Source organism: Mycolicibacterium aromaticivorans JS19b1 = JCM 16368, from assembly GCF_000559085.1.
In the GTDB taxonomy this organism is placed as follows: domain Bacteria; phylum Actinomycetota; class Actinomycetes; order Mycobacteriales; family Mycobacteriaceae; genus Mycobacterium; species Mycobacterium aromaticivorans.
On sequence record NZ_JALN02000002.1, the window covers coordinates 226,222 to 239,054 of the forward strand.

12 protein-coding genes, 1 tRNA gene and 4 pseudogenes are annotated in these 12,833 nt (G+C 64.4%); 9 read left to right on the top strand and 8 right to left on the bottom strand.

The features are described from left to right. Positions 1-34 precede the first annotated feature (34 nt). Both Y900_RS32555 and Y900_RS31275 read left to right on the top strand, forming a co-directional pair. On the top strand, positions 35-226 hold the full coding sequence (locus Y900_RS32555) for a hypothetical protein (RefSeq protein ID WP_051660504.1): 192 nt from the start codon (positions 35-37) through the stop codon (positions 224-226). Positions 227-433: 207 nt separating this feature from the next. Beyond that, a pseudogene (locus Y900_RS31275) lies at positions 434-733 on the top strand (IS3 family transposase); the annotation flags it as partial. Here the strand turns inward: Y900_RS31275 and Y900_RS33810 are convergent. Both Y900_RS33810 and Y900_RS27360 read right to left on the bottom strand, forming a co-directional pair. Further along, the gene (locus tag Y900_RS33810) at positions 694-1,221 is read right to left on the bottom strand and encodes a DUF4395 family protein (RefSeq protein WP_081845388.1); all 528 of its coding nucleotides are present in this window, start codon (positions 1,219-1,221) and stop codon (positions 694-696) included. The pseudogene Y900_RS31275 and the gene Y900_RS33810 sit on opposite strands and share 40 nt — an antisense overlap. A 420-nt stretch (positions 1,222-1,641) precedes the next feature. Further along, positions 1,642-1,803 (bottom strand): annotated as a pseudogene (locus Y900_RS27360) (metal-sensing transcriptional repressor); the annotation flags it as partial. 3 nt (positions 1,804-1,806) lie between these two features. Here Y900_RS27360 and Y900_RS33235 point away from each other — a divergent pair. After that, a pseudogene (locus Y900_RS33235) lies at positions 1,807-1,967 on the top strand (tyrosine-type recombinase/integrase); the annotation flags it as partial. Positions 1,968-2,134: 167 nt separating this feature from the next. Here the strand turns inward: Y900_RS33235 and Y900_RS27365 are convergent. The 3 genes from Y900_RS27365 to Y900_RS27375 form a co-directional block, all read right to left on the bottom strand. After that, on the bottom strand, positions 2,135-2,521 hold the full coding sequence (locus Y900_RS27365; protein ID WP_036348436.1) for a type II toxin-antitoxin system death-on-curing family toxin: 387 nt from the start codon (positions 2,519-2,521) through the stop codon (positions 2,135-2,137). Then, positions 2,518-2,715 carry a hypothetical protein gene (locus Y900_RS27370; RefSeq protein ID WP_036348439.1) on the bottom strand — a complete coding sequence of 66 codons (198 nt, stop codon included), beginning with the start codon at positions 2,713-2,715 and terminating at the stop codon, positions 2,518-2,520. Before Y900_RS27370 ends, Y900_RS27365 begins: the two co-directional genes overlap by 4 nt. Before the next feature lie 343 nt (positions 2,716-3,058). Then, on the bottom strand, positions 3,059-3,421 hold the full coding sequence (locus tag Y900_RS27375; RefSeq protein ID WP_036348441.1) for an ArsR/SmtB family transcription factor: 363 nt from the start codon (positions 3,419-3,421) through the stop codon (positions 3,059-3,061). Positions 3,422-3,514: 93 nt separating this feature from the next. Between Y900_RS27375 and Y900_RS27380 the strand changes: the two genes are divergently transcribed. From Y900_RS27380 to istB, 4 genes and pseudogenes are all read left to right on the top strand, one after another. Continuing rightward, entirely contained in the window at positions 3,515-5,551 is a 2,037-nt protein-coding gene (locus tag Y900_RS27380) for a heavy metal translocating P-type ATPase (protein WP_081845426.1), read from the top strand. A 451-nt stretch (positions 5,552-6,002) separates the two neighbouring features. Continuing rightward, positions 6,003-7,739 carry an aminotransferase class V-fold PLP-dependent enzyme gene (locus Y900_RS27385; RefSeq protein WP_036348444.1) on the top strand — a complete coding sequence of 579 codons (1,737 nt, stop codon included), beginning with the start codon at positions 6,003-6,005 and terminating at the stop codon, positions 7,737-7,739. 366 nt (positions 7,740-8,105) lie between these two features. After that, positions 8,106-8,176 (top strand) — tRNA-Cys (locus Y900_RS27390). Positions 8,177-8,593: 417 nt separating this feature from the next. Continuing rightward, positions 8,594-9,278: pseudogene (gene istB, locus Y900_RS27395) on the top strand (IS21-like element helper ATPase IstB); the annotation flags it as partial. A gap of 812 nt (positions 9,279-10,090) precedes the next feature. Here istB and Y900_RS27400 read toward each other — a convergent pair. Together Y900_RS27400 and Y900_RS27405 are read right to left on the bottom strand one after the other, a co-directional pair. Further along, positions 10,091-10,873 carry a sulfocyanin-like copper-binding protein gene (locus tag Y900_RS27400; protein WP_036348447.1) on the bottom strand — a complete coding sequence of 261 codons (783 nt, stop codon included), beginning with the start codon at positions 10,871-10,873 and terminating at the stop codon, positions 10,091-10,093. A 5-nt stretch (positions 10,874-10,878) separates the two neighbouring features. Further along, positions 10,879-11,148, bottom strand: coding sequence for an SHOCT domain-containing protein (locus Y900_RS27405; RefSeq protein WP_036348449.1), 270 nt, complete (start codon positions 11,146-11,148; stop codon positions 10,879-10,881). A gap of 119 nt (positions 11,149-11,267) precedes the next feature. Between Y900_RS27405 and Y900_RS27410 the strand changes: the two genes are divergently transcribed. After that, positions 11,268-11,639 carry an ArsR/SmtB family transcription factor gene (locus tag Y900_RS27410; protein ID WP_192827618.1) on the top strand — a complete coding sequence of 124 codons (372 nt, stop codon included), beginning with the start codon at positions 11,268-11,270 and terminating at the stop codon, positions 11,637-11,639. A 285-nt stretch (positions 11,640-11,924) separates the two neighbouring features. Here Y900_RS27410 and Y900_RS32240 read toward each other — a convergent pair whose 3' ends face one another. After that, positions 11,925-12,110, bottom strand: a complete 186-nt coding sequence (locus Y900_RS32240; RefSeq protein ID WP_131536331.1) for a hypothetical protein — start codon at positions 12,108-12,110, stop codon at positions 11,925-11,927. Between the two features lie 139 nt (positions 12,111-12,249). Here Y900_RS32240 and Y900_RS27420 point away from each other — a divergent pair, with 139 nt between their 5' ends. Next, complete coding sequence (locus Y900_RS27420) at positions 12,250-12,828, top strand: hypothetical protein (RefSeq protein WP_036348452.1); 579 nt, start codon at positions 12,250-12,252, stop codon at positions 12,826-12,828. Positions 12,829-12,833 lie beyond the last annotated feature (5 nt).

The following is a 12,833-nucleotide window of genomic DNA, read 5'->3' on the forward strand; positions in this document are numbered from 1 at the left end:
GTGCTCATAGTGGACGTTTAAGGGCGAGGTCGCCATGATCGCCGACAACGTGCTCAACCGCGACTTCACTGCTACCGCCCCGAATCAGAAGTGGGTGACCGTTGTGACGGAGCTCCGGGTCGCCGATCGCAAGGTGTATTTATCGCCAGTGATCGACTTGTTCGACCACTCTGTGGTCGCGCACTGCTGGTCGCTGTCGCCGAACCTGCAGTTGACCAACACGTAGCTGACTCTGGCGATCGCGACTCTGTCACCCGGTCAGTGCCCGTTGGTGCACTCCGACCAGGGGTTCAGTATCAGCACCGGTCCTGGCGTGCGCTGCTCAAGGATGCCGAGGCGTCGCAGTCGATGTCACGCAAGGCCAACTGCTACGACAACGCCGTCGCCGAGAACTTCTTCGGGCATTTGAAAGCAGAACTGATTCCACCACAACCGATTCGACACCGTCGAGGCCTTCACAACCGCGCTCGATGACTACATCCACTGGTACAACAACGAACGAATCTCAACAAAGCTCAAGGGCCTGAGTACGGGGTTTTCACGATCCGGGGCGGGTTCACCAGGGCGGCGGTTTGGTAGACGCCGACCGAACTCCGGGCGGACCGAAACCAGGGAGTCTCAGGCTGAGATGATCCACTGCGGACCGGGCAAGCGCTCCCCGCCCTCGGGCGAGTCCGGTGACGACGGGGGTGCTCATGGCCGCGGCGGTCGGGTCCAGCGCCGGCCGCCGTGAGAGCCGTGGGTCCCGGCTACCCTTCTACCGAAAATCAGCCTGTAATACCACGAACCAAGACACCACAGCGAAGTGGTGAGGATTGCACCCCCGACGACAACCATTCCTCCCAAAATAAGCCCTAACGCCGACAGTCCGTAGTACATGGAAACGGCTGAACCGGCCAATAGGGTAGCGGAGAGCGCATAGGAAAACTGTCGGGGTCTTGGCGTAGGCGGTAACGGCGGAGCACTAAATAGGTGGCGAACGCCGAGGTTGTAGACCAGATCGATAGGCATGCCCCTCGGCAGCAATGCACCGCTGAGAGCGACCAGCGCCATCGCCCCCAGCCAAACGGGCGACTGCAAGACCAGCCCGATCACAATCAGAGCGGTGCTCACCCCAGGCGTGAACCGCAGCGGCAATGCGTAACGAGATTTAGCCCCCGCATCAAGTCCCTCGAAACCCTGCTTATCGAGGTTGGTTTCCGTGAAAGCACCAATTGCCATATCAGAGTCCCTCCTGGGTCGCCCGCGTCCATACTGATCTCGTTACACCCGTGGGAGGTAGTGCCATTGGCCCCGAATCCGGAAAGGCCGAACGGCCTTACCCGCGCGCGCCGCGTCCCAAGCACACGATCGGCGGAACATGAATCACATAGCAACTCGGCGAGAGATCCGAAGGCTGGGGACGGTGCGGATCTTCAACGATCCGTAGGCTCCGGGTGAGGTGATGGCCCGCGCGGGCGAATGCCCGGAGGTCGTGTTGAAGGTGACGTAGGCACGGGCGGTACTGGGCCGCAGAACTGATTTCCGCTACGGGCGGGGTGCGCTCGGGACGACCGGCGTCGTTATCGGCGACTGCCCCTGACCCGGGCCCATCATTCCGCCGGGGCGGTACGTCGCGAACTCGTCGTCGCGTGTTTGTGTTCAGGCAAGGGCGAGGAACAGTTCTTCCATCTCGGCCTCGGTCATGGGTTCCTTGCCGTCGGGGGCATGCCCGGTCATGCATTCACGGAGCCCGGTCGCGACGATCTTGAATCCGGCTTTGTCCAGCGCGCGGGAGACGGCCGCAAGTTGAGTCACCACGTCCGCGGCGCGCTCGTACACGGGTTGCGCCCACGTTCGCCACCGAGCTCGCCAACTCCGAGGTCAGCGTCTACACCCTGAAGACACTGCTAGGCCACGAATCCATGGTCACCTCCGAGCGTTAGGTTATCGCTGCTGGCCATGAAACACGTTCTGCAGCAGCGTAAAACAGGCTCTGCGACCTCTTGGCGAAGACCACGCGCGTCGGACTAGGCGTCCGCTCAGTCAGTGTCCACGGCCTCAGGTTTCTCACGCCACCGCACCGGCCCGACCAAAGTGGGCCGACCCGGCCCCACCCCCGGCGTGCACGCAGTCCTTGCAGCCGGGCACCAGGTCACTGTCGGGAAACCCGGTAGGAGGAGAGCCTGCTGGCGATGTAGTCGATTGTCAAAGCTCCGTCGGTCGCGACGGCGTTCACGAACTCCTCTGCGTCGTCGACGTCGAACTCACCCAGCTCGATCCCGTTGATGCACAGGAAGGTCCACGCCGCCGCCCAGGCGGTCCGCTTATTGCCGTCGACGAGCGCATGATTGCGCGCCAGTGACTGCATCAGCGCCGCGGCCTTACTTAGATCGTCGAGGTATACATCGAGTCCGTATACCGTGGCTCGCGGTCTGGCCACTGCCGCGTCGAGCAGGCCGTAATCGTTGACCTCAAGCTTCTGCCCCACTGCGGCAGTGCCCGGGGTGAGAACGTCGTCACGGTCGAGAAACTCGGTCACGCCAAGCGCTTGTTGAGCTCAGATGACCGCGCTGCGACAAGCCTCGCCGCCTCGGCCACGCGCCTTCTGTGCTCGCTGGCCGCCGACAGGATCGCTTCATGAGCAAACGCCCGCAATGACATATCGTCGCCGGCCGCCGCTTTCCGCACCGTCTCGAGCTCTTCGTCGGTAAACGGGATGTTCAACGAAGGCATGAATTGATAGTAAGTACCAGTTTTGGTACCGCTACCAGTACTATCGAGGCTGTTTGCCGGGCGGCAACTGGCGCACTGGAAATTTGCCCCAGATGACACATCGGCGTTGTTCGGCGGGCTTCCCCATCACCTATCGCATGATCTGTAAGTGCTTACCTCGCGGTGGGTTTCGAGGATCTGATGGCAGCTTGACCCACATTTCCTGCTCGGGTTGGGTCGGGTATTCACCTTCGGTAAAGCAGGTCGGTGAAAGGCGCGAGGCTCTCGCCCTCATCGAAGCTGCACCGAATCCTGTCGGCTCGCCCACGGCCCAACCCGGACCTCCACCTGAACGACACTGCCTTCAGGCTGTGGCTGAGGGTTCGTCGGGGATGCTCATTCCGAGGTGTTCGATGTGGTAGACCGCCTCATCGAGAAGCATCGCGACGTGATTGTCATAGAGCGCGTAAATCACGCTGCGCCCGCTGCGGACTCCGGTCACCAACCCCATTGCGCGCAGCAGGCGCAGCTGGTGGGAGACCGCAGACTGTTCCATCTCCACGGCCGCCGAGAGGTCTCCGACCGAACACGCACCGTGGCGAAGCCGGGTCAGGATCCGTAGCCGGCTCGGCGTCGCCAGCGCCTGCAGCGTCGCTGCAACCGACGCCGCGGACTCGGCGTCGAGCTGCGCGGGCGGGGTGGTCCTGCCCGCGACACCGTGACCCATGACAGCATCATACCTAATGATCACATGAAGACCTCTTCATGGATTCCTGTATCGTGTGCGTGTCCGCCTGTCTCGTCTGGTTTGGAGTTCAAGATGTCGTCCCCGGTCCTGGACCGCTCCCGCACCGCCACCCCTGATAAGGGGCGGACGGTCCGGACGCATCCGTTCGCGCTGCCCGAGGTCCGGTGGGCGACGGTGGCCACGGCGCTGTTCGCGCTGGGATTGGCCGCCCAGTTCGGCGGAGCGCCGAACTGGATGTGGTGGGCGCTGTTTCTGGCCTGCTATCTCACCGGCGGCTGGGAACCCGCGCTGGCCGGGCTGCGGGCGCTGCGGCAGAGGACGCTCGATGTTGATCTGTTGATGATCGTGGCCGCGATCGGTGCGGCCGCGATCGGCCAGGTCCTCGACGGCGGATTGTTGATCGTCATCTTCGCCACCTCCGGTGCGCTGGAAGCGTTTTTGACGCAACGCACCGCCGACTCGGTGCGCAGCCTGCTCGATCTGGCTCCCGAGCGGGCCACGGTCATCGGTGAATCCGGCGAGGAGACCGTCGTGGACGCGGCCACTCTGTCGGTCGGCGACATGATCGTGGTGCGTCCCGGTGAGCGGATCGGCGCCGACGGCCAAGTCACCTCCGGTATCAGCGATGTCGATCAAGCCTCGATCACCGGTGAACCGCTCCCCGTCCTCAAACATCCCGGCGACGAGGTGTTCGCCGGCACGCTGAACGGCACTGGGGCGCTGCGGGTCCGGGTCGACCGCGCCGCCGCCGATACCGTGGTGGCGCGCATCGTGGCGATGGTGCAGGAAGCCTCGGCCACTAAAGCCAAGGTGCAGTTGTTCATCGAGAAGGTCGAGCGGTACTACTCGATCGGGGTGGTGGCCGCCACCCTGGCGGTTTTCGTCATTCCGTTCGCGCTCGGCGCGGCGCTGCAGCCGGCGCTCTTGCGGGCGATGACATTCATGATCGTGGCGTCCCCGTGCGCAGTCGTCCTAGCGACGATGCCACCACTGCTGGCGGCGATGGCCACCGCTGGCCGCAACGGCGTCCTGGTCAAATCCGCCGTCGTGATGGAACAACTTGGCTCGGTCACCGCGGTCGCGTTCGACAAGACCGGTACCCTCACCCAGGGCGCTCCCCACCTGACCGATATCCGGGCGCTCGACGAATCGCGCCATGACACCGAGACGATTCTCACCTGGGCCGCGGCCGCCGAACACCCCAGTGAACACCCACTGGCTCAGGCGATCGTGGCCGCCGCCACCGACCGCCGCCTAACCCTACCGATGGTCGAGGAGTTCGATTCCACGCCCGGGCGCGGAGTCCGTGCCGTTATCGACGGCCACATTATCGAGGTCGGCAGCCCGAAGTATCTGTTGCACGGCGTTGATGCCCCTGCGCAGGTCGCTGCGTGGGAAGTCGCCGGCAAGACTGTAGTGATCGTCCTCGTCGACGGCGTCGCTGCCGGCATGCTGGCACTGGCTGACCAGCTCCGCCCCGGAGCCGCCCTTACCGTCGCCGAGCTGAGCACGCTCACCGGCACCACGCCGGTGCTGCTAACCGGCGACAATCCCCGCGCCGCAACAACACTCGCCACCGAAGTCGGAATCACCGACGTGAGCGCCGGGCTGCTTCCCGAAGACAAGGTCTGCGCCGTCCGCGACCTCGAACACCGCGGACGGCGTGTGCTGCTCGTCGGAGACGGCGTCAACGATGCGCCTGCCCTGGCCGCCGCGCACACCGGCGTCGCGATGGGCCTCGCCGGATCCGACCTCGCACTCGAGACCGCCGACGCCGTCGTCGTGCGCGACGACCTGGGGACTCTCCCCGCCGTGATCGCCCTATCGCGCCGCGCCCGCCGCATCGTCATCGCCAACCTGATCATCGCCGCCACCTTCATCACCGGGCTCGTGCTGTGGGATCTCCTAGGACACCTGCCCCTCCCACTCGGCGTCGCCGGACACGAAGGATCCACCGTCATCGTCGGACTCAACGGAATGCGCCTCCTCGCCCAACGCGCCTGGACTCAAACCCCGCGCCAAGCCGAAGCCGAACAGGCATCACGCAAGCCGGGTGAGGCGCTCAGTGGGGTCGAAATCCATGACGATCACTGGGGCCAAGACACTTGACGAAACGCAGTTGGTGAACGTCCGAGGTGGGAGGGGTGGCGTGGACGCCTTCGGTGTGCTCGACGAGGTCTTGGGTGACTACCGGTCGGCAACCCGCCCCGGGAGCGGGGTTGAAGATTCAGGACAAGGAGATTTTCGGCAACCTCAGCGGCACCGACATCGAAAACGCGCCCGAGAGGGCTTAACTTAGCGCTGCGGGAGCCCACGGCCTCGGCTCGGTTTGCGCACTCGGATCGATTTTGTCCATTCGTGCCAATTGCAGCCCAGAATCGTCAGAGAGCATCCCGACCCCGAAGCGGCACCTTAGCCGATCGGTCCAAGAGCCTGTACCGGCGTGGCGCTCCCTCCGCGCCCGTCTCCGGGGGACCAATGACCCTGGTGTAACTCACGACCCGAGATAACACTGACGGTGGCGGGGTCCTTCTTCGTTGCCATAGGAGGGAGTGTCTACATGGCCACGGCGATTGGAAGTGGGGGCGTCCCGGCGCGGCCATTACCCACCTCGCCCCTGCTTGAGCGGGTCCGGCGGGGAGTCATCGGTGACGGCGCTGTCCTCGGCGGACCCTACGGTCGGCGGCGCATCACCTACGCCGATTACACAGCTTCGGGGCGATCGTTGGATTTCCTCGAGGACTTCATCCGCGAGCACGTCTTGCCGCGCTACGCCAACACCCACACCGAAAGCTCCGGCACCGGACTGCAGACCTCACTGCTTCGGCAGGATGCGCGCCAGATCATCCATGACGCAGTCGGCGGCACCGACAACGATCTGGTGATCTTCTGTGGGTCCGGGGCAACGGCAGCGGTCAACAAGTTGGTCGACATTCTCGAACTGCGCGTTCCGTGCGGGCTGGCCAAGCGCTACCGATGGGTCGAACAGATCCCCGACCGGGAGCGACCGGTGGTCTTCATCGGCCCCTACGAACACCACTCCAACGAGTTGCCGTGGCGAGAGTCCATCGCCGACCTGGTGGTGATCGACGAGGATGCCGACGGTCACATCGATCTGGAACAACTGGAGCAGCGGCTCATCCACTTCGCGGACCGTCCACTACGCATCGGCAGCTTCTCAGCCGCCTCCAATGTCACCGGCGTGTTATCAGACACCGACCGGATCGCCACCCTGCTGCACAAGCACGGCGCATTGTCCTTCTGGGACTACGCCGCTGCCGGGCCCTACGTCCCGATTCGGATGCGGGACAGCGCCTTCGGACGTGGTGATCACAAGGATGCCATCTTCCTCTCGCCGCATAAGTTCGTCGGTGGGCCGCAGACTCCCGGGGTCCTGGTGGTCCGCCGTGAGCTGGTGCGCAATGCCGTACCCACCGCGCCGGGAGGCGGAACGGTCGCGTTCGTGGATGCGACCGAGCATCGCTACCTTGATGACCCGATCGCCCGCGAGGAAGGGGGCACCCCAGCCATCATCGAGTCGATTCGCGCGGGGCTGGTTTTCGCGCTCAAAGATGCCGTGGGCACTGATCTCATCGAGCAACGCGAACAGCGACTGTGGTGGCGAGCCCTGGAGCGCTGGCAGGCCGACCCGAATATCGAAATTCTTGGCCATCCTGATTCTCAACGACTTTCCATCGTGTCGTTCCGGATCCGGTCGGGCGGGCAGCGCTACCTACACCACAACTTCGTTGTATCCCTGCTCAATGACTTGTTCGGCATTCAAGCCCGCGGCGGATGCTCCTGTGCCGGGCCTTACGGGCATCGGCTCCTGAGCATCGACGCGGAGCATTCCCGCGCCTACCGCGACGTAATCGAATTGGGTTGTGAGGGAATCAAACCCGGCTGGACGCGGATCAACTTCAACTACTTCATCTCCGAGACCGTGCGGGATTACTTGATCGACGCCGTGGAATTGCTCGGCCAGTATGGCCACCGTCTCCTCCCCGACTACATTTTCCACCCGGACACCGGCCTGTGGCACCACCGTAGCGGCCCCGCTCAGCCTCCCCTTCGACTCGCCGACCTCGTCTACGACGAGGCCGGCACCCTGCACTGCCCGACGGACTGCGAGACCCTCGGCGAGGATGCCTTGGCCGATCACCTGCGCGATGCCCGCGCCCTGATGGACGCCCTCCCCGACGAAGTCCCCGACGGCGATACCGGTCTGCCCGCGCACTTCGAAGCGCTGCGTTGGTTCCCGCTACCCCCGCATTGCCTGACCCCCAACCCTGTGTAGCCACCAGTAGCGGCGGCGCCGTTGGTGACGCAGTCTGGTTCGGACGCAGGCCGATTCCACCGGCTTCCAACGGTTTCAGCCACCCTCCCTTCATCTGCCTGCACCTGGTGCGGTGAGCGCTGCGCCTTACCCATCCTGTGTGGGTGCGGAGAGCCCTCTTCCCCGCAGGCCAAATCGACGCGCCGAAAACTGGAGCACCCGCCAGTTATCTATACCGAATCCGGCGTCGGATCCCACCTGCCATGAAAGCCGGATCTCAGCCGATCCGGAGTCGCCGTTGGGTCTCCCGGACTCACCACGGCGGTTCAACGCCCGGGCGCGTCGGCCGAGCTCCTGTCGCGTGTATGGTGCACTCCTACGGGCCAGGGTGGGGTGGCCGAATGGCGAGGCAGCGGCCTGCAAAGCCGTCTATGCGGGTTCGAATCCCGTCCCCACCTCCCTGCGTAACGCCCGTATGGCAGCACCCTCTCAACTCGCCTGTCCACAACTGAAGCGACCCGGGTTTCCTGCACCTTGTTACGTGTCATCGGTGTGCTGTCCGACCTTGAAGTGAGCGCAGAACTCGAGCTCCTGCTTCTGCCGGTGGGTGGGTTCTGATTCTCCGTCGCGAGGCGCCCGTCGTTGCCGCGGCTGGGCTGGTCGGGGGAACCGTGCCGATGGTGCGAGCGTCCTGTCAGGTGCGGATGCTGATGATCGCCGAGGCGCAATAGGGACAACGCTTTCTGTGATGTGTGCGGTGACGCGGCAGATCCGCGGTGCGATCGCGATAGCCGTGGACTGGCTTGCGATGGACCTGGGCCACGTGATGTGAGGTGGGCAGCAACGGTCGCTGGTGTTCAGCCGGTGCCAGCGTAGAGGTCCTGCTCACCGCCAAGACCCAACGTTGGACGCCCGAGGAAGTGTTGCGGACCCTGGGGAAACCGAGTTGGCGGCCCGGGATGCCTCCAACGTCGTCAACCGGCTCAAGGCGGCCGGGTTCCCCGTGACCAAGACCTTGGAGTCGTTCGACGTGGCCGGATCCTCGATTCAGCCGAAGGTGTTCGCTAACCTATCCAGTCTGGAATGGATACGCGCACAACAGAATCTCGCGATCATCGGACCGCTGGAACCGGCAAGTCCCACACCCTGATCGGCCTGGGAGTCGCCGCGATCCATGCCGGGCACAAGGTCCGCTACTTCACCGCCGCCGACCTCGTGGAAACCCTCTACCGCGGCCTTGCCGACAACACCGTCGGCAAGATCATCGAATCCCTGCTCCGCGTCGACCTGATCATCCTCGACGAACTCGGCTTCGCCCCGCTCGACGACACCGCAACACAACTGCTGTTCCGGCTCGTCGCCGGCGCCTACGAACGCCGGTCCCTGGCCATCGGATCGCACTGGCCGTTCCAAGAATGGGGCCGATTCCTGCCCGAGCAGACCACCGCAGTCAGCATCCTCGACCGGCTCCTGCACCACGCCACCGTCGTCATCACCGACGGCCAGTCACACCGCATGAAGGACGCCCAACACCGGAAGGAGCAGCCACCACCAACCTAGGAATCACCACACGGGGTGGGGACTTTTATCCGGCCACCAGCGAGGACTTCTACTTGGCCATTGACAATGTTCTGGATCAAACGGGATCGGGGCCGGTTGATACCAGGTTTTGAGACAGCCAATTACATTACACTGCAAGTACTTTCACGAAGACACAGGTGTCGGCAGGCAGCGCCTTCTGGAAATCCAATAGTCGCAGGATCCAGCCCCGACCGCCCTTTCGGATGTGGCGAACTTGAGCTGCAGTTCTGCAGACCAAACACCGTTCAGAACGTGATGAGCAACTCGGAACGTGAAGGGCAGCACAGGATTCATTCGGCGCCTGCACGCCGACAGGCGGCGCCTACGAGAAGGTGACGGCTGATGCGAAATACGACTCACCTCAAGGCCGTCAGAGCGCGAGCATCAGTAGTCCCAGGGTCCTGGGCCCATCATGCCGGGTCCCCCTTGTCCAGGTCCCATCATTCCCGGTCCCCACTGCCCGGGTCCCATCATTCCGGGCCCCCACTGCCCGGGTCCCATCATTCCGGGCCCCCACTGCCCGGGTCCCCAGCAGTCGGGATACCAAATGCCGTCTGCTCCCCAACAACCCGGGGGGTCCAACGGGTTTGGGCCCTGTGCCGAATAGGGATATGCAGAGATGGAGGCAGGCGCACCTGCTGGTTGGGCATTGGCGGTGGTGCCGCCGCTGGGCCCGGCAAGAATCACTGAACTGCCCAGCGCAAGCATTGCCAGACTGGTGGTCGTCAAGTGTTTGGCGGTGAACATAGTTTTTCACCCCTTCTAATCTTGCCTGCCACCTTCATGAGCGGCTACTTGGGTGGGCTGACGTCGAGTTCGGCATACATTCCGGTCCAGTAGTGACCGGTGATGTTGCAGATCAACTCGTAGCGTCCGGGTGTGAGGGTGACCGTGGTCCAGCCACTTGCCCCAGCGGCAATGCCGGTGTTGCTCGGATTGTCGTCACCACGGTCAGCACCGCATGTCCGTGAGGCTTCGCCAAGGCTGCCGGCCTCATCGACCTTGCCGTCCGGACCGATGGCCCTCTGGCCGGGATACTGGCCCTTCGCGAGAGGCAAGATCACCAATTCGTGGTTCAGCACACCGGCATTGGTCACTCGGAACGACACCTGCCCCGGCGGGACGGTGGCCGGATAGATGAGGATGCGCATCATCCCCATCATTCCCATCCCCATCCCGGGGCCTCGGTAGCCGTTTTGCCCGGGGCCATACTGGCCGTTCCAACCCGGCCCCATCATCCCGGGGCCCATCATGCCGCGGGGTCCCATCATGCCGCGCATATCGGTGAGGGTGACGTCGACAACGGTGCCCGGCAGCGCCGGTGCCGCGCACGATGGGGCAGCCGCAGACCGCCCAGGCCCCATCATTCCGGGTCCCATCATTCCCGGTCCCCACTGCCCGGGGCCCCATTGTCCGGGTCCCATCATTCCTGGGCCAGTCGGGTACGGCGCGTTGGCGGCGACGCGGCTATGGCGGATAGCTAGTCCGACGCTCAATGCCACGGCGCATGCGATTGCGACCACCACCGCGCCGAGCGCGATAGCCAAGTCACGCGATCCCCGATGGGAACTCATCGCTGTCAGCGGTGTTCCCGCAGCAGCGTCATGCGCTGCCGAAATTCGTCTTCGTCGACCTCACCTCGGGCGAAGCGGTCGGCCAGCCGATCTTCGGCGCGCATCCCTTCGGGGCCCGGACCGCCTCGGTGGTGGGGGCTGGCGCTACCCGACAGATGGCGGACGGCGAAGATGATCGCCACGATCACCGCGACCAGCAGCACGAACATCAAGACCGTCATCAGGATGCCGCCCCCGCCCCAGCCGTTACCCCAGCCATATCCGTATCCACACATCGCTGCCTCCCAAACACCAGCACTGACCTGAGCATTCGTGAGGTCAGCATGCGCGGGTGCTGCGGCGGGGAGTAGGGCCGATGGTCCTTTCCCCTACCGAACCGCTATAACATTGCCGAATGGAGATGACGACCGGGTCGGGAGAATTGCAGCGAGTCGAGCTGGCACCGGCGGCGGCATTGTTTCGTTCTCTCGGGGACCCAACCCGGCTGGCGATTGTGCGCCGACTGGCGGCCGGGCCAGCGCGTGTCGTCGAACTGGTGCAGGCGGTGGGGCTGGCGCAGTCCACCGTGTCCAAACACCTTGCCTGCCTGCGGGACTGCGGGCTGGTGGACTCCGAGCCGGTGGGGCGCGCCTCGCTGTTTCGGCTGACCCAACCCGCACTGATCGATGTGCTCGCCTCTGCCCAGGCCGTGTTGGATGCGACCGGTCAGGCAGTGGCCGTCTGCCCGACATACGGCGTAGACAGCCATCCACCCGGAACAACGTGACAAACAGCGGCGGTGCACCCACCGACCGCGTTGTCCGACCCGGTGGCGAACTTCGCTTCAACGAGCACGTTGCCTCAGCTCATTCGCTTCGGAAGGCGCTGCAGCGGACAGCCGCTGCGACCGTGTGGCCGACGATCTCCGGCGGCTGCCATATGGGGCGCGACACCGGAAAAGCATTCGAGGACAGCGGTTTTCGCATCGATGGAGTCGGCCGATTCGTGTTCAGCGTGTCAGCGCTCGATCCGCCAAAGAGTCACATACCCGGGACAGCCCGCCGGATCTGAGCTAATCGGAAGCCTGTTCGGCTTCAGTTTTGATTCGGTTCAAGGTCTCTTGGATGCCGCGCCGGAGTTGCTTGTCGCGCGGGATGGGCAGTTCGGCGATGCGGTTCGCGATCGGGCACCACAGAAAACGGTACGACTCGATCACCTCGACGCCGGCCCGAACTAGCCTAATTTGATAGCGCCACACCGTTTCTTCCCGGCAGCGAACGCGAAGAACGCTCGGCGGGGGTGACCCACGCCCGCAAACGGCGCACCAGCGCCGCGACCGAGCACCCCCGTTCCTGAAACAGGCCGTAGCACCACGCGGCAGCTACAGTGACCAAGTCATGTTGGTCGCCGATCTGCACCACTTCCTCGACGTGGGTCCCGAGACTCCGGGGCCGGCACGCAAGCTCGCCGAGCACCTGAGCGCTATCGTGGCCGCGGCCAGCGCCGGGGATGCCCACATCCGGTGGGAAACCGCTCTGCCGTGCCGCCGCCGACCCGCCAACCGCGCCTGCCTGGGCCGCATCACGGTGGCGTGCGCCCAACCAGAGCAGCCCATCGACTGGTGCTGCAGTCACTGCGGGGATCACGGCACCATCAGCAACTGGGCCGCATCGATCTACGACCTGCGTCGCCAGCAGTTGAGCGCCACCGAACCGGTACGCGACATCGTGGTCGACGCCGCCACCGCAGCGGTCCTGCGCTCCCTTCCGTTCCTCGACAAGGACTGCCAGAGAGCAGTTTTCGCGATTCGCGCCTACGACGAATCGCTGCACCTCGCGCTGACCGACACCGAACTCGACGAACTGATCGATGCGCTGGCCGCCGAAGCCAACCATGAGCCCAACCGGCGCCGCCAACGACAACTCGACTCTGCCTACGACCACCTCGCCGCCGCCACCGGCCAACCCCGCTGGTGACCAGT